Genomic DNA, 17,739 nt, shown 5'->3' on the forward strand with positions numbered 1-17,739 from the left:
AGGCGATGACGCGCATTCCCCTTCCCGTGATCTCCCGAGTCGTGGCGGCCGTGTGCGGCGGCTATGCGCTGGCGGCGCTGCTCTCGGTCGCGGCGCTGGCCGCGCCGCTGGCTGGATCCGAGGCGGCCTTCCTGGGCATGATGCTGAGCTTCCTCTGCCATGCCGGCGCCGTCGTCTGGGTCTTCGCCGTGCGCTCGGCACGGCGGGCCTGGGCCGGCCTGCTGGTGGCGGCCTGCGTCCTGCTGCCCCTGGCCTGGCCCGCCTGGCCCGTGGGGGGCGCGTCATGAGCGGCCCGGTCCGGGACGGGCGCGCATCGCCCGGGCGCATGCCGGCGCCGACCGCCCCGCCCCTGGCCAGGCCCGCGGCCCGGCCCGCCGCCAGGCCGCGCGGCATCCGCCAGACCATGTCCGACCTGCACATCTGGGCGGGACTGCTGGCGGGCTGGATCCTGTACGCCATGTTCCTGACCGGGACCGTCTCGTTCTTCCGCGACGAGATCAGCCGCTACATGCGGCCGGAACTGAATGCGGCCGCGGTCCCGCCGCCGGCCGGCGCGGCGGCGGCCCGCATCGTCGAGGGCATCCTGGCCCGGACGCCCGACACGCCGCAACTGAGCGTGACGCTGCCCTCGCCGCGCGATCCGGCGGCGTCCGCCTTCTGGCGCGATCCGCATGCGGCCGGCCGCGGATTCCGAACGGAGACGTTCGACGCCGAAACGGGGGAGCGCCTGTCGGCCCGCGACACCCGGGGCGGCGATTTCTTCTACGCCTTCCATTTCAACCTGCACTACATGTCGCCCCTGTGGGGGCGGTGGATCGCCGGCCTGTGCGCCATGTTCATGCTGGTGGCCATCGTCAGCGGGGTGATCACGCACAAGAAGATCTTCGCGGATTTCTTCACCTTCCGCCGGGGCAAGGGCCAGCGCAGCTGGCTGGACGCGCACGCCGCGCTGTCGGTGCTGGGCCTGCCGTTCCACTTCATGATCACCTGGAGCGGCCTGATCACCCTGATGGTGCTGTACATGCCCTGGCCGATGCAGGCCCTGCCCACGCCGGCGGACCGGGCGGCGATGACCAGCGAAATGCGCTTCTTCCTGCCGCCGGGCAAGCCCGCTCGGGAGCTGGCGGCCCTGGCGTCGATCGAATCCCTGGTGGCGCAGGCCGAGCGGCGCTGGGGCGCCGGCAGCGTCGGCGGGGTGCAGGTCGCCCATCCGGGCGATGCGCAGGCGCGGGTGGCCGTCGTGCGCCGGCAATCCGGACAGATCGCCACCACGCCGCGCTATCTGCTGTTCGACGGGGTGTCGGGCGAACTGCTGCGGGCCAAGGACGCGTCCGGGCCGATGGCGACGGCGCAGGGCGTGCTGTACGGCCTGCACCTGGGCCGCTACGCCGACCCCGCGCTGCGCTGGCTGTATTTCCTCGTCAGCCTGGCGGGGACCGCCATGGTCGGGTCGGGGCTGGTGCTGTGGACGGTGAAGCGCCGGGCGGGCCTGCCGGATCCGCAGAAGCCTCATTTCGGCTTCCGGCTGGTCGAGCGCCTGAACATCGCGGCCATCGCGGGCCTGTCGGTGGCGATGGCGGCGTTCTTCTGGTTCAACCGCCTGCTGCCGGTGGACCTGGCGGGGCGCGCCGACTGGGAGATCCATGGCTTCTTCATCGTCTGGGCACTGGCGCTGGCAGCGGCCTGCCTGAGGCCGGCCCGGCGCGCCTGGATCGAATTGCTGGCCGCGGCCGCCGCGCTGCTGGCCCTGCTGCCCGTCCTGAACGCCTGCGTGACGGACCGGCCGCTGTGGCACAGCCTGCGCAACGGCGACGGGCTGTTCGCCGGCTTCGACCTGGCGCTGCTGGCCCTGGCGGCGCTGCACGCCCACATGGCGCTCCGGACCGCGCGGCATCGTCCGGCGGTCCGCCCGGCCCGCCGCGTCCGGGGCGCCGGGGCGGCTGCGGCCGCGGCTACGGCCGCGGCGGGCGCCCCGGCGGCCGGGGGAGGCGCATGAACGCGATCGTCTCGCCGCTGTGGGCGCATGGCCTGCTGCTCGGCCTCTCGTGGGCGGGTTTCGCCTGCCTGGCGCTGGCCATGGAGCGGCATCAGCGGGACGTCTTCGGCCGCCTCCTGCGGACCGCCGCCCGCCGCCGCCTGCGGTTCGCGGGCTGGTGCCTGCTGGGCGCGGCCCTGTGGCGGGCCGTGGCCGGGATGGGCTGGGGATTCGGACTGGCGGCCTACAGCGGCCACACCAGCCTGGCCGCCGGGCTGGTCTGCCTGGGACTGGCGGCATGGAACCGGCGCGGCGGGCAGCGGCCGGAAGGCGGGGAGCGTTGAGCGCCGGGCCGCCCCGAGGCAAAAAGCGCCCCCTCGGGAAGGCGGCAAGCCGAAGGCGCGGCGTGGGGGCAATTTTTTTCACCGCGGTTTTCGCGTGCCGCGGGTTTTTCTTCTTTCGTCTGTTTTTGGTTTCTTCATAGGGATGGACTTCGTATGCGACGTTTCAAATCAGCTTCTTTCCTGGCCCTCGTCCTGACGGCGGCGCTGGCCGGGTGCGCACAGACGGGCGACCGCACCGCGTCGGCACCGGCCGCCTGTACGTCGGCAACACGAACGACGCCTCCATCACCGTCATCGACACGGCCGCCGGCAAGGTCGTCGGCCTGGTGCAGCTGACGTCGAAGAAGGTCAAGGCGCCGGACGGCAAGGAACGCTATCCGCACAATCTGCGGGAACTGGTCCTGGATCCGGCCCGTCACCGGCTGTACGCCCCCGGCCTCGCTTTCCGCGACAGCGTCCTGTACGTCGTGGACACGCGGTCGCTGAAGGTCGAGAAGGTCGTGCCGGGCTTCGGTTTCGTGGCCACCGGCGCGACGCTCGATGCGGCGGGCGGCAAGCTCTACGTGTCCAACCTGCAGGGGCAGCTGTTCACCGTGGACACCGCGTCGCTGCGCCTGGAGAAGGTCTCCGAGGCGGGCGGCGACCAGCTGCTGAACCTGGCGTTCGATGCGCGGACCGGCCATGTGCTGGCGACCGACGAGGGCATGGAACGCCTGGACGGCATGCGCGAGAAGCTGGGCGGACTGAAGGATTACCGCAAGCGGGGCGAGGGCAACCGCGTCGTCGCGCTCGATCCGGCCGACGGCAAGCGGCTGGCCGACATCCCGACCGGCCAGGGTCCCGTGGCCCTGCTGCTGGATGCGCCGCGCCAGCGCCTGTTCGTCACCAACCGCGAGTCGGGGACGGTGACGGTGTTCGACAGCGGCACGCATGCCCTGCTGCGGACGATCGAGCTGCCGGCCCATCCGAACAGCCTGGCGCTGGATCCGCGCACCGGCGCCGTGTTCGTGACCGTCAAGAACGGCCGCGACGCGCCCAAGGACAGCGCCGAAAGCGTGGCGCGCATCGACTTCTGATCGTGCTCCGGGGCTTCGCGGCTCCGGGGGTTCCGATGGCGGCGGGCGGGCTGTGCCTGCCCGGCGTGCGCAGGCTCGCCGATGCAGGCGCTCAGGGCGCGCCGGGCCAGGTCGTTCAGCGTCATGCCATGCGTCGACCGCCGCCAAACCGCGGCAGGGTGGTTTTTTCAGGGCCGGCCTCAGCGGGTCGCCACGAGAAACAGCCGGGGCACCGGCAACAGCACCGAACCGTCCGCCTGCGTGGGGTAGGCCCGGGCCAGTTCGTCGCGGTACTGCGCCAGGAAGAGCGCCTGCTCGGCCTCGTCCAGCGGCGCCAGAAAGGGGCGCAGGGCGCTGCCCTTGAACCAGGCCACGATGCCGTCCACGCCGTCGGGCAGCACGTGCCAGTACCGGGTGCGCCAGATGTCCACGCGCGCGCAATGCGGCGCGAGCAGGTCGTAGTACCAGGGGACCGGGTGGCTGGGGAAGCGGGTGCTGCGCTCGTCGCCGATGCGGTCCGACCAGCGGGGGTCGGCGGCCGTCTCACGCATCAGGATCTTGACCGGATCGTCCTGGTTGTCGGGCATCTGGACGGCCAGGCTGCCGCCGGGCGCGAGGAAGCCGGCCAGCCTCGGGAACAGGGCGGCGTGATCCGGGATCCATTGCAGCGAGGCGTTGGCCAGGATGAGGTCGAGGGGCGCGCTGGGCGTCCAGGCGGCGATGTCGGCCTGCAGGAAGTCGATGTCCGGCAGCCGCTTGCGGGCGGCCGCCAGCATGTCGGCGGAACTGTCCAGGGCGGTGATGCGGGCGCCCGGGTAGCGCGCTCGCAGGACTTCGGTCGAATTGCCCGGGCCGCAGCCCAGGTCGGCCAGCCGGGCTGGGTCGCGCGTCGGGACCGCCGCCAGCAGATCCCTGACCGGGCGGGTGCGCTCGGCCTCGAACATCGTGTATTGGCTTGCCGACCAGGCCATGCTTTGTTCTCCCTTCTGGAAGGCTGAACGACCGGCGCGCCGCTGCCTCGCCTGGATTTGCGCCATCCCTTGCGCCATCAATGTTTTGGCCCGCCCTACTGGATTTGAACCAGTGACCTACGGCTTAGAAGGCCGTTGCTCTATCCAGCTGAGCTAAGGGCGGTCGGGTGGCGCGCCCGCGGACCTGGGCGTAGCCCCAGTCCGGGCCGGGGCGGCTCGCCTGCGCTGCGTGCGGGCCTGCGTTGCGTGCTCGAACCCTGGATTCTAACGTGCATTCCGCGCCTCGGTGTTTTCCCTGAGGGCAGGATCGAACGGGGCGCCTGTAAGGCCCTCGTAAGGTCGGGTTTCTATCTTGCACTGCATCATACGACCCATCAGGAGACCGACATGGGAGACAAGCGGACACAAACCATCGTGTCGAACCCGAAATACCAGCATCTGCGGCGGACGCGACTGCGTTACGGCTGGACGCTGGCCGTGATCATGCTGCTGGTGTACTACAGCTTCATCGGCGTGATCGCGTTCGACAAGGAATTGTTCGCGCTGAAACTGGGCGAAGGCGTCATGACCTGGGGCATCCCGGTCGGTTTCGGCGTCATCGTGTTCAGCGTGCTGATCACCGGCCTGTACGTGCGCCGGGCCAACAACGAATTCGACCGCCTGACCCGCGAGATCGTCCAGGAGGCCGGACAATGAACCGCATGACACTACGCGCGCTGGGCGCGCTGACCCTCGCGGCGGGCCTGGCCTCGGCCGCGCAGGCCGCGGGCGGCGATCTGGGCGAGCTGCAGCGGCAGCCCACCAACTGGACCGCCATCACGATGTTCGGCCTGTTCGTGCTCCTGACCCTGTGGATCACGAAATGGGCCGCCGGCCGGACCCGTTCCGCCGCCGACTTCTACACCGCCGGCGGGGGCATCACCGGCTTCCAGAACGGCCTGGCGATCGCGGGGGACTACATGTCCGCCGCTTCGTTCCTGGGGATTTCCGCCGCCGTGATGATCAACGGCTACGACGGCCTGATCTATTCCATCGGCTTCCTGGTGGGCTGGCCCATCCTGACCTTCCTGATGGCCGAGCGCCTGCGCAACCTGGGCAAGTTCACCTTCGCCGACGTGGCGGCCTACCGCTTCAAGCAGGGGCCGATCCGCGCCTTCGCGGCCTCGGGCACGCTGGTGGTGGTGGCGTTCTACCTGATCGCGCAGATGGTCGGCGCCGGCCAGCTCATCAAGCTGCTGTTCGGCCTGGAATACTGGATCGCCGTGGTCGTGGTCGGCGTGCTGATGATGGTCTACGTGCTGTTCGGCGGCATGACGGCCACCACCTGGGTGCAGATCATCAAGGCGGCCCTGCTGCTGGGCGGGGCGACCTTCATGGCCCTGATGGTGCTGGCGCATTACGGCTTCTCGCCCGAGCGCCTGTTCGCCGCCGCGGTGGAGGTCAAGACGCTGGCCGCCCTGAACGCGGGCAAGGACGCCGTCCAGTCCGGCGCGCTGGGGCAGTCCATCATGGGGCCGGGCAATTTCATCAAGGACCCGATCAGCGCGATTTCCTTCGGCATGGCGCTGATGTTCGGCACGGCCGGCCTGCCGCACATCCTGATGCGCTTCTTCACCGTGCCCGACGCGCGCGAGGCCCGCAAGTCCGTGTTCTGGGCCACGTCCTGGATCGGCTATTTCTACATCCTGACCTTCATCATCGGCTTCGGCGCGATCGTGCTGGTGTCCACCAACCCGCAGTTTCTGGACACGGCCGGCGCCCTGATCGGCGGCGGCAACATGGCGGCGGTGCACCTGGCCGACGCCGTGGGCGGCAACGTGTTCCTGGGCTTCATGTCGGCCGTGGCCTTCGCCACGATCCTGGCGGTGGTGGCCGGCCTGACGCTGTCTGGCACCTCGGCGGTGTCGCACGACATCTATGCGACCCTGGTCAAGGACGGCCATGCCACCCGCGAGCAGGAAATGAAGGTCGCCAAGATCACCACGGTGGTCCTCGGGATCGTCGCCGTGGTGCTGGGCATCGCCTTCGAGAAGCAGAACATCGCCTTCATGGTGTCGCTGGCCTTCGCGGTGGCGGCGTCGGCGAACTTCCCGGTGCTGTTCATGTCGGTGCTGTGGAAGGGCTGCACCACGCGCGGCGCGATGATCGGCGGCTTCGCCGGCCTGATCAGCGCCGTGGGCCTGACGGTGGTGTCGCCGTCGGTCTGGGAGGCCACGCTGGGCAACCCGGCGGGCTCGGCCCTGTTCCCCTACGCGTCCCCGGCGCTGTTCTCCATGACGATCGGTTTCGTGTCGATCTGGCTGTTCTCGGTCACCGACCACAGCGAACGCGCCCGCATCGACCGGGCCGGCTTCGAGGCCCAGACCGTGCGCAGCGAAACCGGGATCGGCGCGGCGGCGGCCAGCGCGCACTGATCCCGCGATGGACGGCGGTCCGATCCGGCCGCCGCCATCGCAACCCGACCCGAGGCCGACAGGCGCAGCCTGCGGCGATTTCCGGGTGCTCTCGCACCCCGGCGACCGTGATCCGGCGCCGGGGTGTTCTTTTTTGGCGCCAGGTTTTGTGCCAGGAAGCGCCGCGCCGCGCCGGAGGCGGGCTGGAGACCAGACCGTGGCTCGCCGACCGTGGTTCGCCTGACAATCAGTACCAAAACGGTGCACAATGGAAAGCGCTCCTTTTTTGCCGCCGGGCCGCCCCAAGGCAAAAAGCGCCCGCTCATTACGTTTTTCCTGGATCTCATTCACCATGACACAACGCTTGAACTACTACCAAGCCTCGCCCGAGGCCGCCCGCAAATACGGCGAATTCAGCCAGCTGCTGCATGCCAATCCCTTCCTCGCGGAAATCGGCTACCTGGTGACGCTGCGGGCCTCGCAGCTCAACGGCTGCACCTTCTGCGTGGACATGCACGTCAAGGAAGCCAAGATCGCGGGCGAGCGCGAACTGCGCCTGCATCACGTCGCGGTGTGGCGCGAATCGCCGCTGTTCACGGCCAAGGAAAAGGCCATTCTGGAATGGACCGAGGCCCTGACGCGGCTGCCGCCCGAGGGCGTGTCCGACGAGCTGTTCCGGCGCGTGCGCGAGCAGCTGTCGGAAAAGGAGCTGGCCGACCTGAGCTTCCTGATCGTGGGGATCAACGGCTGGAACCGCCTGGGAGTGGCCTTCCAGCCGGTGCCGGGTTCGTCCGACGCCCTGTTCGGGCTGGACAAGGCGGGCCTGAGCTGATCGCATCCCCCCGGTCGGCCGCGTCTTCCTGGCTGACCGTCTCTTGCCGGCCGATTCCCTGCCCTGGGCCCGCCGCGTCTTCCGGACTCGCCGCGCCTTCCGGGCTCGCCGCCTTTCCGGCCAGCCCGCCCGCGAACGCGGCGGGCCGCCTGCCCGCCTGCACCAGGATGGCCTCCAGCTCGCGCACCGTCGCCAGCAGGCGCCGCAGGGTCTGGTAGTTGAACGCGCGCATCCGCTCGTCGATGCGTCCGGGAATCAGCACCCAGCCGCGTCCACGCTGTTCGAGGTAGCCGGCGTCCCGCAGTCCGAGCAGCTTGCGGCGGATGGTTTCCCGGGGCAGCCGCGAGACCACCGTCAGGTCGCGCAGGCGGACGGGCTGCGGTTCCCCGCGGACGGGGGCGGCATCCGTGCCCGCATCAGCGCCCGCGCCCGCGCCGCCCGGCGCCATCAGGCGCACCAGGCCCAGGTGGGACACCAGTCCGAGAAGGATCAGGGATTCGGCGTCCATGTCGAGTTCGCGCATGGCCCGCAGCAGGTGATCGATGAAGTGCCGGTTCATGACGAAGCTGAGGGCGGCGAAGGCCCGCTCGTAGCGGGGATCGCGCGCCGTCCGCCCATTTTGGGCGGAATCGCCGCCGTCCGGCGTCGCGGCGGGCGGACTTTCGGATAAGGTAGGCGGGAGTCTTTCACGAGAGGATGTCATGACGGCACACATTTCTGTATCTGACTGGAAGCTGGCCGGGTTCTCCGGGGCCTTCGTGGCGACGACCGCCTGGCTGGAGTGGCGGCACCTGGAGTCCATGCCGATGACCCACGATAGCATCTCGATGCCCGTCGAGTCGGCCATGGGGCTGGCGGTGGTGGCCGCCGTGGTGATCGCCCTGATCCTGAGCCTGTCGCGGTTCCTGACGCATTTCCACCGCTACCGGGGCTGGACGGCGGCGACGCCGGGCGCCGCGCTGCGCGCCGGCCTGCGGCTGGGCGGGCGCAACGCGCTCGCGGCGCTGTGCGTGCTGGTGTCGGCGGGGGTCTTCTGGCAGCGCTGGGCGGGTTCCACGGAGCTGTCCCCCGAACTGGCCGCCCTGGTCGTCGCGGCGGTGGGCGGCCTGGCGGCCCTGGCCGCGGCGGCCTCCGCCCGGCGCGCGCACGAGCGGTTCATCCAGCGGGCGGTGCCCCACCGTCCCCCGATGCCGGCGTAAGCCGCGCTCAGGCGGGTTCCCGGACCGCCTGCGACCGTTCCAGCGCCTGGGCCAGGTCGGCCTTCAGGTCGTCCACGTGCTCCACGCCGACCGACATGCGGACGAAATTGGGCTCGATGCCGGCGGCCTGCATGTCGGCCTCGGTCATGGAGCTGGCCCACATGGACGCGGTGTGCACGGCCAGGGTCTCGACCCCGCCCAGGCTGACCGCCTGGGTGGCCAGCTTGAGCCCGGTCACGAAGCGCTGCGTGGCGGCGTAGCCGCCCTTGATCGAATACGCCACCACCGCGCCGAAGCCGCGCATCTGGCGCGCCGCCAGGGCGTGCTGCGGGTGGCTTTCCAGGCCGGGGTAGAAGACCCGCTCGACTTCCGGGCGGGCCTCCAGCCACCGCGCCAGCGCCAGGGCGTTGGCATTGATGCGTTCCATGCGCAGCGACAGTGTGCGCAGGCCGCGCAGCAGCAGCCAGGCGTCCATGGGCGAGAGCACCGCGCCCAGGGTGACGTGCATCTTCCAGATGGTCTCGGCCAGCGCGTCGCTGCAGCAGATGGCGCCCGCCATCAGGTCGTGGTGGCCGCCCAGGTATTTGGTGGCGCTGTGCACCACGATGTCGATGCCCAGGTCGTGCGGGCGCTGGTTCAGCGGCGAGGCGAAGGTGTTGTCGGCCACCGTCAGGATGCCGCGCGCCCGGGCGATATCGGCCACCGCCGCCAGGTCCGTGATGGACAGGCTGGGGTTCACCGGCGTTTCCACCATGATCAGCTTCGTGTCCGGACGCAGCGCGGCGCGCAGGCTGTCCAGGTCCGTCTGGTCGAAGAAGCTGACCTGCACGCCGTAGCGGGGGAGGACTTCCGCGAACAGCTTGGAGGTGCTCATGTAGTGGCGCTGCTGGGCCACGACGTGGTCGCCGGCCTTGAGCAGCGCCAGGATGGTGGTGCAGATGGCGCCCATGCCCGAGCCCGTCAGCAGCGCGCTTTCGGTGCCTTCCAGGCCGGCCAGGATGGCCTCGACGCGCTTGTTCACGGGATTGCCGTGGCGCGTGTAGAAGGCCGCCGGGCGCACGGTGGTGGCCATTTCCGAGAACTGCTCGGCGGTTTCGGCGCGGAAGGTGGCGCTGTAGTGGATCGGCGAGACCACGTCGGCCCCGTGGCCGCAGACGGCGTCGCCGTGCAGCAGCAGGGTCTGTTCGCGCCAGGGCGCGTCGGGGGCGGCTTCGGGGGCTTCGGGCTGGGAGGGATTCATGGAGCGGGCTCCTGCGCAGGAATGAGGACAGGCGCCCATGATACGCCCGGGGCGCGGGGTCCCGGGGCCCTTGGGGATTCAGAGGTACGGGCTGGCCAGCCAGATGATCCGGTTGCGCAGCTGCTTCAGGTAGGGCATGGCGTTCAGGGAGTCCAGGGTCACGCGCTCGGACTGCTCGATGGCCGCGTCGATGCGCCGTCCGATCTGGCTGGCCAGGCCGCGGTCGTAGACCTCCATGTCCAGCTCGAAATTCAGCCGCAGGCTGCGCGGATCCAGGTTCGACGAGCCGACGTAGGACCAGGCGTCGTCGACGGTGAACAGCTTGGAGTGGTCGAAATTCCTGCGGTAGCGCCAGACGCGGCAGCCGCCTTCCAGCACCTGGCTCAGCTGGGCGGTCATGGCGTAGTTCACCAGGCGCAGGTTGTTGCGCCCGGGGATCACGATGTCCACCTGGATGCCGCGCCGCGCCGCCGTGTTCAGCGCGCCGATCAGGATCTGGTCGGGCAGGAAATAGGGCGACTGGATGCGCACGTGATGCTGCGCCACGGCCAGGGCGCCCAGCAGCACGCGGTGCGTGGCCGCCATGAAGCGGTCCGGGCCGGTCCGGATGCAGCGCGCCGGCACCCGGGGCGGCGGCGGCAGGGGCGAGACGCGCACCCAGTCCTCGATGCGCAGGCGCTCGCTGGTGGCGAATTCCCAGTCGTTGGCGAAGACGGCGAACAGCTGGGTCGCCAGCGGACCCTCGATGCGGAAGTGCGTGTCGCTGTCCGCGCGCCGTCCCGCCAGGGACGCCATGAAGCTCTCGCGGATGTTCATGCCGCCCATGAAGCCCAGGTGGCCGTCGACGAACAGGATCTTGCGGTGGCTGCGCAGGTTGGCGTAGGCCGAGCGCAGGCCCAGCGGATTGGTCATGTAGCGGTCGGCGCGGATGCCGTTGCGCTGCAGCAGGCGCAGGATGGGCGGGTGGGAATAGCGCGCGCCCACGGCGTCGATCAGCACCCGGATCTCGACGCCGCGCTCGCGGGCGCGCCGCAGGGCGTCGGCGAAGCGCAGGCCGGCGCGGTCGTGGTCGAAGATGTAGCTTTGCAGCGCGATGCAGTGGTGGGCCTCGTCGATGGCCCGCAGCATGGCCGGATAGGCCTCGTCGCCGCTGTCGAGCAGGGTGATGTGGTTGCCGCCTTGCAGCGGGAACCGGCCGACCTGGTCGCACAGCACGCGCAGCGAGGCGAACTGCGGGCCGGACACCGCGGCGACGTCGCCGAAGGCGGGGTACGCGCTGTTGACGTAGTCCTTGATCAGGCGGCTGCGGTGGGTGGACATCTGGTCGTGGCGGATGCGGTTGATGCCCGCGACCAGGTACAGGAAGGCGCCCAGGAACGGCGACATCAGGATGACGCCGACCCAGGCGATGGCCGCGCGCACGTCGTTCTTCTGCATGGCCGCCTGGGCCGCGACGGCCAGGCTGAAGACCAGCGTCAGCAGGGCCGCCAGGTGCGGCCAGTATTCGCGCAGGAACTCGGTGAGGACGCTCATGGGCTCAGGGCCGGGGCGGCGTGTCCGGACCGGCGGGGGGCGGCGGCCCGCCGGGGCCGGGTGCTTGCGCCGCGCTGGGCCGGCGGCGCAGGGATTCGAGCCAGTCCGGGTTGGGCCGGCCGGCGGCGGCGAATTGCTGGTTGCGGGAATTCGAGCGCCAGATGCCGCCGCCGATGCCGGGCACGGGCTCGGTGCGGTACCAGTACCAGCGCCCGTCCGCGTCCTGCGCGGACCAGTCCCAGCCGTCGGGGGCCTGGGACCACTCGGGGGCCTGGGGCGCCGGGGTCGTGTCGGAAGGGGTGTCCATGCTGCGTTCCGGGGGGAGGGCCCGGACGCGCTGCCGGGCCTGTCAGTCGGCTGTGATCAGATTCTGCCGAATCTTGTCATACCCCAGGTTGAAAAGAAAGCCGTAGGGCAGGTAGAACAGGACGAAGCCGATGTCCAGCACCAGGGCGTGCCAGACGGAGATGTCCAGCCACCAGGCGACGAAGGGAATGGCGATCACGATCAGGCCGCCCTCGAAGCCGATGGCATGCGCCACCCGCACGCCATAGGTGCGGTCGAAGCCGACGCGCGCCTGCAGGCGGTCGAACAGCCAGTTGTAGAGCATGTTCCAGAGCACCGCGATCGTGGCGACGACGGCGGTGAGCACGCCCATGTCGAAGATGCTGCGCCCGGTGATCCAGGCGGCCAGGGGGGCGGAAATGCCGATGGCGAGGATTTCAAACGTCAGTGCGTGAAAGACGCGTTCGCCCAGCGGGCGGTCGTGGATCTGCATGGAAAGCGGTTCGCTGCGGCGGTGCCGTCACCGCGTGGATGCGATCGGACGGGGCCGTCCCCGCCAGCCCGGGAACCCGGGACAAAGCCTCCCCAGGTCCGGAAGTCCGTTCCGGCTTTCGCGCGGTGAAAACCCGCGCATGGCGCGGCTTTTCACAGGGAAAGGGGGGTGGGGTGACCGATGGGGCTCGAACCCACGACAACCGGAATCACAATCCGGGACTCTACCAACTGAGCTACGGTCACCACTCAAAGAACGGGAATTCTAGCATGACTGGAATCCTTTTGCAGGCGGCGCTCCGGCCCTTGATCGCCACTGCGTTTTAGGTCATGTTATCGGCTACGGATTCGATTTCAGCGGTTCACCGGGGCCGTCCGGGATCGGGCTCCCCGGCGGGGCCGGATCCGGGATGGCCGGACCCCTCCCATAAGGAATGCTCATGGCACAGATCTTCGTCGTCCATCCCGAAAACCCGCAATCCAGGCTGCTCCAGCAAGCCGGCGAGCTCCTCGCCGAGGGAGGGCTGGTCGCCGTCCCCACCGATTCCAGCTACGCCGTCGTGGCGCGCCTGGACGACAAGGACGCCGCCGGGCGCCTGCGCCGGCTGCGCGGCCTGGACGAACGCCACCACCTGACGGTGCTGTGCCGCGACCTGGCGGAAATCAGCCACTTCGCCAAGGTCGACAATCCCCAGTACCGGTTGCTGAAGCTGGCCACGCCGGGCCCCTGGACCTTCATCCTCGAAGCCACGAAAGAAGTCCCCCGGCGCGTCTCGCACCCCTCGCGCAAGACCATCGGCATCCGCGTGCCCGACCACCGGGTGGCGCTCGCCCTGATCGAAGCCGCCGGCTCGCCGCTGCTTTCCACCACATTGATTCCCCAGGACGAGACCCTGCCGTTGAACGACGCGCAGGACATCGTCGGCCGCTATGCGCACGATCTGGCCGCCATCGTCGATGGCGGCTCCTGCCCCTTCGAGCCCACCACGGTCATCGACCTCACCGAAGACCCGCCCAAGGTCGTGCGGGCGGGCCGCGGCGACCCGGCCACCCTCGGCATCGCCTGAGCGGGGGCGCCGGCCGATGGCGCGGCGCGGACGATCCGGGCGAGCGGTTATGCTTACGGAATCTGCCGGCCGCCGGCCGGCGCTTCGTTCGCCCGAGTTCCCGTGGACAATCTGATCCAGACCATCGCGGTCTACGCTCTGCCGGTCCTGTTCGCCATCACCCTGCACGAGGCGGCGCACGGGTACGTGGCGCGCCATTTCGGCGATCCCACGGCCGAGCAGGCCGGCCGCATCAGCCTCAATCCCCTGCGGCACATCGACCCGATGGGCACCATCGTCGTGCCGCTGGTGCTGCTGTTCGCCACCAAGCTCATGGGCGGCGGGCTGCTGTTCGGCTGGGCCAAGCCCGTGCCGGTGAACTGGAGCCGCCTGCGCCGGCCCAAGCGCGACATGCTGTGGGTGGCGCTCGCCGGGCCGGCCTCCAACCTGCTGATGGCCATCGGCTGGGTGCTGTTCCTGCGCGCCATGCTGATGCTGGGCCTGATCGGCGGCCCGGGCGATTTCTGGGCGCTGATGGCCCAGGCCGGGGTCCAGGTCAACCTGATCCTGATGGCGCTGAACCTGCTGCCGCTGCCGCCGCTGGACGGCGGGCGGATCGTCTTCAGCCTGCTGCCCGCGCGGCTGGCCTGGCGCTACGGCCGCATCGAGCCCTATGGCCTGGTGATCCTGATCGTGCTGATGATGCTCGGCTGGCTCTGGCCCCTGATGCTGCCGCTGCTGAAGCTGGGGCAGTGGGTCGTCAGCGGATTTTTGTAGATCGGCGGTCCGAATCCGGTAAACTTGGCTTTTTGTTTCGCCCGGGCCTATCCCGGGCGTCTTGCGGAGGCATTCCTCATCATGGCCGGCTCGGATTCATCGACCCCAGTCTTTCAGGGCAGCATGGTCGCCCTGGTCACGCCCATGCATCCCGACGGGCAACTGGACCTGGAGGCCTTCCGGAAACTGATCGACTGGCACGTCGCGCAGGGCACCGACGCCCTGGTGGTCGTCGGCACCTCGGGCGAATCGCCCACCGTCACCGTCCAGGAGCAGGCCGAGCTCATCGAGCTCGCCGTGCGCCACGCCGACGGCCGCATCCCCGTGATCGCGGGCACCGGCGGCAATTCCACCGCCGAGGCCATCGAGCTGCAGCGCCACGCCTATGCCGCCGGCGCGGCCGCCGGCCTGACGGTCGTGCCCTACTACAACAAGCCCACCCAGGAAGGCCTCTACCAGCACTTCCGCGCCATCGCCGAGTCCGGCGACCTGCCCAGCATCCTGTACAACGTGCCGGGCCGCACGGTGGCGGACCTGTCCAACGAGACCATCCTGCGCCTGGCCCAGGTGCCCGGCATCATCGGCGTCAAGGACGCCACCGGCAACATCGCCCGCGGCGCCCAGCTGATCGCGGCCGCGCCGGAAGGCTTCCAGGTCTTCAGCGGCGACGACGCCACCGCCGCCGCGCTGATCCTGCTGGGCGGACGCGGCAACATCTCCGTCACCGCCAACGTCGCGCCGCGCCTGATGCACGAGTTGTGCGCCGCCGCGCTGCGCGGCGACGTGCCCGAAACCCGCCGCCTGAACAACCGGCTGGCGGCCCTGAACCAGGTGCTGTTCCTGGAAGCCAACCCCATCCCCGTCAAGTGGGCCGTCGCCGAAATGGGCCTGACCCAGCTCGGCTACCGCCTGCCCCTGACACCCTTGTCCGACTCGTTGCGCACCGCCGTGCGCCAAGCCCTGATTGAGGCAGGTTCCCTGTGATGATGAAACGCATGCCGCTCGCCCGGACCAGCCTGGTGCTGGCGGGTCTGCTGTCCCTGTCCGCCTGCTCGACCCTCGGCCAGCTGACCGGCCAGACCGAGTCCGTCGAATACAAGAGCACCGTCACGGGCGAACCCCTGTCGATTCCGCCCGACCTGACCCAGGCCAACAAGAACACGCACTACGTGGCCCCCGAAGGCGTCGCCCGCCTGAGCGACTACCGCGCCAGCCAGGGCGTGCAGAGCGTCAACCCGGCCGACCGCGTGCTGCCCCGGGCGCCCGGCATCGAAGTCATGCGCGACGGCACGCTGCGCTGGCTGGTCGTCAACGAGACCGCCGAAAACCTGTACCCGAAGATCATCGAATTCTGGGGCGAGCAGGGCTTCACCATCCATTCGCAGAACGCGCAGGCCGGCCTGATCGAGACCGACTGGGCGGAAAACCGCGCCAAGATCCCCGAGGGCTGGCTGCGCAGCGCCCTGGGCAGCGTGCTCGACCAGGTCTTCGACAGCGGCGAGCGCGACCGCTTCACGACCCGCCTGGAGCGCGTCAACGGCAAGACCGAGGTCTACATCAGCCACCAGCACATGGAAGAAACCCCCACGGGCGACGGCACCGCGTTCAAGTGGGTCTTCGGCAAGGAAGATCCGGGCCTGAACGCCGCCATGCTGGCCCGCCTGATGGTCTACCTGGGCACCGACCAGCAGCAGGCCGCGCAGAAGGTCAAGGCCGCCGAGACCGGCGCCGGCACGGTCGCCGCCGCCCAGCTCGCTCAGGACCAGACCTCGCTGACCGTGGCCGAACCCTTCGACCGGGCGTGGCGCCGCGTGGGCGTGGCCATCGATGCGGCGCGCTTCACGGTCGAGGACCGCAATCGAGAGCAGGGCGATTATTACATCCGCTACCTGGACACCGACACGGGCGAGCAGATCGAGCAGCAGACCTTCTTCGGCCGCGTCTTCGGCACGCGCAACACCGCCGAGCCGCAGAAACTGCGCATCCACCTGGCCCAGCAGGGCGGCGGCACCGAGGTCAGCGTGCGCGACGCCGCCGGCCAGCCCAAGACCGACGCCACGGCGCGCCGCATCCTCTCGGTGCTGGCGAAAAACCTGAAGGAAACCGAGTAGGCCGGACCCTCGCGGGCTCCGCCCGCCCGTCCGCCACGCGACGCGAGCCTCGCCGGAACACCGACCGGCGAGGCTTTTTTACTTGTTGCCATCCGTCTCTCAAGCTAATATGTTAGTAAAACACAGGAGACGAAGATGAGCATGCGGATACGCTGGATGAGCGGGCGCGTCGCCCAGGACATCCAGAGCCTGGACCGGCAGGCGCTGGACATCACCGTCAACAACGCCAGCATGATGTCCTCCTTCACCAACGTGGTCACCCTGTCGCGCGAGCAGACGGGCATCCTGGCCGGCCTGAGGGCAAGCATGGACGCGCTGGCGCGCAGCGTCGAGACCGTCGTGCAGTCGGCGGAGGTCACGCGCGACGGCGTGGACAGCATGCACGCGCTGGCGCGCCGGGGCGACGAACTGCTGGGCCAGACCACGGCGCGGCTCGCCGCGCTGGCGCGTTCGGCCGACAGCCTCAGCGACCGCTTCCGCGAGGTCGTGCGCCGGACCCAGGAGATCGAGGGCATCCTCGGGCTGATCCAGCACGTCGCCATGCAGACCAACCTGCTGTCGCTGAACGCGGCCGTCGAGGCGGCCCGGGCGGGCGAGCAGGGGCGCGGCTTCGGCGTCGTGGCCGACGAGGTCCGCAAGCTGGCGGCCCGCACCGACGAGGCCACCGTGCAGATCCGCGAGATGATCTCGGCGATTTCGGCCAGCACGGCCGAGGCCGGCGGATTCCTCGACACCGTGCTGACCGACATCCAGGCGGGGGTGGATCACGCCCAGGAGGCCGGCCAGGCCCTGACCGACATCAGCCAGCATTCCAGCCGCACGCTGGAAGCCTCCGGCCAGATGACCGAAGCGGCGCGCACGCAAAGCGGGCTGAGCCACCGCATCGGCCAGGACATCGAGTCCCTCTCGGCCTCGGCGCGCCAGTCCGTCGAATGGGTGGGCAAGAGCAACGTCGACCTGCGCCTGGTCCAGGGGCAGATCGGCCAGCTCAAGCGCGGCACCGCGCAACTGCTGCCCGGGCGCAGGGAGCTCGACGTGCTGACGACCTGCGCCGAGGAAATGCGGGCCTGCAACATCCTTATCAAGAACGCCGACAGCCACGAGGAAATCAAGCCCGTGATCGAGCGCATCGGCGAGATCGACCAGCTCATGGACGAGACCTGGGCGCGCTACCTGCGCCGTTCGAGGGACCCGGCGGCGCGGGAGCGGTTCGCCGAGGCCCTGCGGAACTACCGCGTGGTGCGCGGCGAGATCCTCGACCTGGCGCGGCGCGGCCGCTTCGAGGCGGTGCGGGAAAAGATCACCGCGCAGGGGCGCCCCGCCTACGGCGCGATCAAGCAGGCCCTGACGGGCCTGGAAGAGGCCGAGCGCGGCGGCCGGAAAACCCGGGGTCGGCGGCCCGCGGCCGGGGTGCACGCCTTGAAGTAGCCGGAGGTCGCCATGCAATGCCTCAGCCTCGATACCCGGAAGACGCCGCCGCGCCTGC

19 protein-coding genes and 2 tRNA genes are annotated in these 17,739 nt (G+C 69.9%); 13 read left to right on the forward strand and 8 right to left on the reverse strand.

Annotated elements, in window-relative coordinates:
• Window positions 1–5 precede the first annotated feature (5 nt).
• The 4 genes from BN940_RS04405 (at window position 6) to BN940_RS04420 (ending at window position 3,395) form a co-directional block, all read left to right on the forward strand.
• Window positions 6–287 carry a DUF3649 domain-containing protein gene (locus tag BN940_RS04405; protein ID WP_043680579.1) on the forward strand — a complete coding sequence of 94 codons (282 nt, stop codon included), beginning with the start codon at window positions 6–8 and terminating at the stop codon, window positions 285–287.
• The gene (locus BN940_RS04410) at window positions 284–1,996 is read left to right on the forward strand and encodes a PepSY-associated TM helix domain-containing protein (RefSeq protein ID WP_338075601.1); all 1,713 of its coding nucleotides are present in this window, start codon (window positions 284–286) and stop codon (window positions 1,994–1,996) included. The genes BN940_RS04405 and BN940_RS04410 overlap by 4 nt, the downstream gene beginning before the upstream one ends.
• Window positions 1,993–2,319 carry a DUF3325 domain-containing protein gene (locus BN940_RS04415; RefSeq protein WP_052355601.1) on the forward strand — a complete coding sequence of 109 codons (327 nt, stop codon included), beginning with the start codon at window positions 1,993–1,995 and terminating at the stop codon, window positions 2,317–2,319. The genes BN940_RS04410 and BN940_RS04415 overlap by 4 nt, the downstream gene beginning before the upstream one ends.
• Window positions 2,320–2,531: 212 nt before the next feature.
• Window positions 2,532–3,395 (forward strand): YncE family protein, encoded by an 864-nt coding sequence (locus BN940_RS04420; RefSeq protein ID WP_052355602.1) that lies wholly within the window; start codon window positions 2,532–2,534, stop codon window positions 3,393–3,395.
• A 179-nt stretch (window positions 3,396–3,574) separates the two neighbouring features.
• On the opposite strand, the gene tam is transcribed toward BN940_RS04420, so the two are convergent.
• Together tam and BN940_RS04430 are read right to left on the reverse strand one after the other, a co-directional pair.
• Entirely contained in the window at window positions 3,575–4,345 is a 771-nt protein-coding gene (gene tam / locus BN940_RS04425; protein ID WP_043680582.1) for a trans-aconitate 2-methyltransferase, read from the reverse strand.
• Between the two features lie 86 nt (window positions 4,346–4,431).
• Window positions 4,432–4,508, reverse strand: a tRNA-Arg gene (locus BN940_RS04430).
• 224 nt (window positions 4,509–4,732) lie between these two features.
• Between BN940_RS04430 and BN940_RS04435 the strand changes: the two genes are divergently transcribed.
• The 3 genes from BN940_RS04435 to BN940_RS04445 all read left to right on the forward strand — a co-directional run bounded on the left by BN940_RS04435 (window position 4,733) and on the right by BN940_RS04445 (window position 7,570).
• Window positions 4,733–5,041: a DUF485 domain-containing protein gene (locus BN940_RS04435; RefSeq protein WP_043680584.1), complete on the forward strand. Its 309-nt coding sequence runs from the start codon at window positions 4,733–4,735 to the stop codon at window positions 5,039–5,041.
• Window positions 5,038–6,759 carry a cation acetate symporter gene (locus BN940_RS04440; protein ID WP_043680585.1) on the forward strand — a complete coding sequence of 574 codons (1,722 nt, stop codon included), beginning with the start codon at window positions 5,038–5,040 and terminating at the stop codon, window positions 6,757–6,759. Before BN940_RS04435 ends, BN940_RS04440 begins: the two co-directional genes overlap by 4 nt.
• Window positions 6,760–7,090: 331 nt before the next feature.
• Window positions 7,091–7,570 carry a carboxymuconolactone decarboxylase family protein gene (locus tag BN940_RS04445; RefSeq protein ID WP_043680587.1) on the forward strand — a complete coding sequence of 160 codons (480 nt, stop codon included), beginning with the start codon at window positions 7,091–7,093 and terminating at the stop codon, window positions 7,568–7,570.
• Here the strand turns inward: BN940_RS04445 and BN940_RS18815 are convergent.
• Window positions 7,479–8,285, reverse strand: a complete 807-nt coding sequence (locus tag BN940_RS18815; RefSeq protein WP_158386229.1) for a hypothetical protein — start codon at window positions 8,283–8,285, stop codon at window positions 7,479–7,481. The two genes, BN940_RS04445 and BN940_RS18815, sit on opposite strands and share 92 nt — an antisense overlap.
• Between BN940_RS18815 and BN940_RS04455 the strand changes: the two genes are divergently transcribed.
• A complete protein-coding gene (locus BN940_RS04455; RefSeq protein WP_043680593.1) occupies window positions 8,272–8,769 on the forward strand; it encodes a hypothetical protein in 498 nt (165 codons plus the stop codon). The two genes, BN940_RS18815 and BN940_RS04455, sit on opposite strands and share 14 nt — an antisense overlap.
• Window positions 8,770–8,776: 7 nt before the next feature.
• Here the strand turns inward: BN940_RS04455 and BN940_RS04460 are convergent, their stop codons facing one another.
• The 5 genes from BN940_RS04460 to BN940_RS04480 form a co-directional block, all read right to left on the reverse strand.
• Window positions 8,777–10,009, reverse strand: coding sequence for a trans-sulfuration enzyme family protein (locus BN940_RS04460; protein WP_043680596.1), 1,233 nt, complete (start codon window positions 10,007–10,009; stop codon window positions 8,777–8,779).
• Between the two features lie 78 nt (window positions 10,010–10,087).
• Window positions 10,088–11,542 carry a phospholipase D-like domain-containing protein gene (locus BN940_RS04465; protein WP_043680598.1) on the reverse strand — a complete coding sequence of 485 codons (1,455 nt, stop codon included), beginning with the start codon at window positions 11,540–11,542 and terminating at the stop codon, window positions 10,088–10,090.
• A 4-nt stretch (window positions 11,543–11,546) separates the two neighbouring features.
• Window positions 11,547–11,849, reverse strand: coding sequence for a hypothetical protein (locus BN940_RS04470; protein WP_242404270.1), 303 nt, complete (start codon window positions 11,847–11,849; stop codon window positions 11,547–11,549).
• 42 nt (window positions 11,850–11,891) lie between these two features.
• A complete protein-coding gene (locus BN940_RS04475) occupies window positions 11,892–12,320 on the reverse strand; it encodes a multidrug/biocide efflux PACE transporter (RefSeq protein ID WP_043680601.1) in 429 nt (142 codons plus the stop codon).
• A gap of 169 nt (window positions 12,321–12,489) precedes the next feature.
• Window positions 12,490–12,565 (reverse strand) — tRNA-His (locus tag BN940_RS04480).
• Window positions 12,566–12,759: 194 nt separating this feature from the next.
• Between BN940_RS04480 and BN940_RS04485 the strand changes: the two genes are divergently transcribed.
• From BN940_RS04485 to BN940_RS17835, 5 genes are all read left to right on the forward strand, one after another.
• Window positions 12,760–13,386, forward strand: a complete 627-nt coding sequence (locus tag BN940_RS04485; protein WP_043680603.1) for an L-threonylcarbamoyladenylate synthase — start codon at window positions 12,760–12,762, stop codon at window positions 13,384–13,386.
• A 102-nt stretch (window positions 13,387–13,488) separates the two neighbouring features.
• The gene (locus BN940_RS04490; RefSeq protein WP_043680606.1) at window positions 13,489–14,142 is read left to right on the forward strand and encodes a site-2 protease family protein; all 654 of its coding nucleotides are present in this window, start codon (window positions 13,489–13,491) and stop codon (window positions 14,140–14,142) included.
• Between the two features lie 81 nt (window positions 14,143–14,223).
• On the forward strand, window positions 14,224–15,126 hold the full coding sequence (gene dapA / locus BN940_RS04495; protein WP_043680608.1) for a 4-hydroxy-tetrahydrodipicolinate synthase: 903 nt from the start codon (window positions 14,224–14,226) through the stop codon (window positions 15,124–15,126).
• A gap of 11 nt (window positions 15,127–15,137) precedes the next feature.
• Window positions 15,138–16,253, forward strand: coding sequence for an outer membrane protein assembly factor BamC (gene bamC / locus BN940_RS04500; RefSeq protein WP_052356038.1), 1,116 nt, complete (start codon window positions 15,138–15,140; stop codon window positions 16,251–16,253).
• 135 nt (window positions 16,254–16,388) lie between these two features.
• The gene (locus tag BN940_RS17835) at window positions 16,389–17,681 is read left to right on the forward strand and encodes a methyl-accepting chemotaxis protein (RefSeq protein WP_084330513.1); all 1,293 of its coding nucleotides are present in this window, start codon (window positions 16,389–16,391) and stop codon (window positions 17,679–17,681) included.
• Window positions 17,682–17,739 lie beyond the last annotated feature (58 nt).

It is taken from the genome of Castellaniella defragrans 65Phen, from assembly GCF_000612685.1.
Lineage (GTDB): Bacteria > Pseudomonadota > Gammaproteobacteria > Burkholderiales > Burkholderiaceae_B > Castellaniella > Castellaniella defragrans.

Coding starts and splice junctions, on each gene's coding strand:
- BN940_RS04405 (WP_043680579.1), top strand. CDS start 6: ATGACGCGCATTCCCCTTCCCGTGATCTCCCGAGTCGTGGCGGCCGTG.
- BN940_RS04410 (WP_338075601.1), top strand. CDS start 284: ATGAGCGGCCCGGTCCGGGACGGGCGCGCATCGCCCGGGCGCATGCCG.
- BN940_RS04415 (WP_052355601.1), top strand. CDS start 1,993: ATGAACGCGATCGTCTCGCCGCTGTGGGCGCATGGCCTGCTGCTCGGC.
- tam (WP_043680582.1), bottom strand. CDS start 4,345: ATGGCCTGGTCGGCAAGCCAATACACGATGTTCGAGGCCGAGCGCACC.
- BN940_RS04435 (WP_043680584.1), top strand. CDS start 4,733: ATGGGAGACAAGCGGACACAAACCATCGTGTCGAACCCGAAATACCAG.
- BN940_RS04440 (WP_043680585.1), top strand. CDS start 5,038: ATGAACCGCATGACACTACGCGCGCTGGGCGCGCTGACCCTCGCGGCG.
- BN940_RS04445 (WP_043680587.1), top strand. CDS start 7,091: ATGACACAACGCTTGAACTACTACCAAGCCTCGCCCGAGGCCGCCCGC.
- BN940_RS04455 (WP_043680593.1), top strand. CDS start 8,272: ATGACGGCACACATTTCTGTATCTGACTGGAAGCTGGCCGGGTTCTCC.
- BN940_RS18815 (WP_158386229.1), bottom strand. CDS start 8,285: ATGTGTGCCGTCATGACATCCTCTCGTGAAAGACTCCCGCCTACCTTA.
- BN940_RS04460 (WP_043680596.1), bottom strand. CDS start 10,009: ATGAATCCCTCCCAGCCCGAAGCCCCCGAAGCCGCCCCCGACGCGCCC.
- BN940_RS04465 (WP_043680598.1), bottom strand. CDS start 11,542: ATGAGCGTCCTCACCGAGTTCCTGCGCGAATACTGGCCGCACCTGGCG.
- BN940_RS04470 (WP_242404270.1), bottom strand. CDS start 11,849: ATGGACACCCCTTCCGACACGACCCCGGCGCCCCAGGCCCCCGAGTGG.
- BN940_RS04475 (WP_043680601.1), bottom strand. CDS start 12,320: ATGCAGATCCACGACCGCCCGCTGGGCGAACGCGTCTTTCACGCACTG.
- BN940_RS04485 (WP_043680603.1), top strand. CDS start 12,760: ATGGCACAGATCTTCGTCGTCCATCCCGAAAACCCGCAATCCAGGCTG.
- dapA (WP_043680608.1), top strand. CDS start 14,224: ATGGCCGGCTCGGATTCATCGACCCCAGTCTTTCAGGGCAGCATGGTC.
- bamC (WP_052356038.1), top strand. CDS start 15,138: ATGCCGCTCGCCCGGACCAGCCTGGTGCTGGCGGGTCTGCTGTCCCTG.
- BN940_RS17835 (WP_084330513.1), top strand. CDS start 16,389: ATGAGCATGCGGATACGCTGGATGAGCGGGCGCGTCGCCCAGGACATC.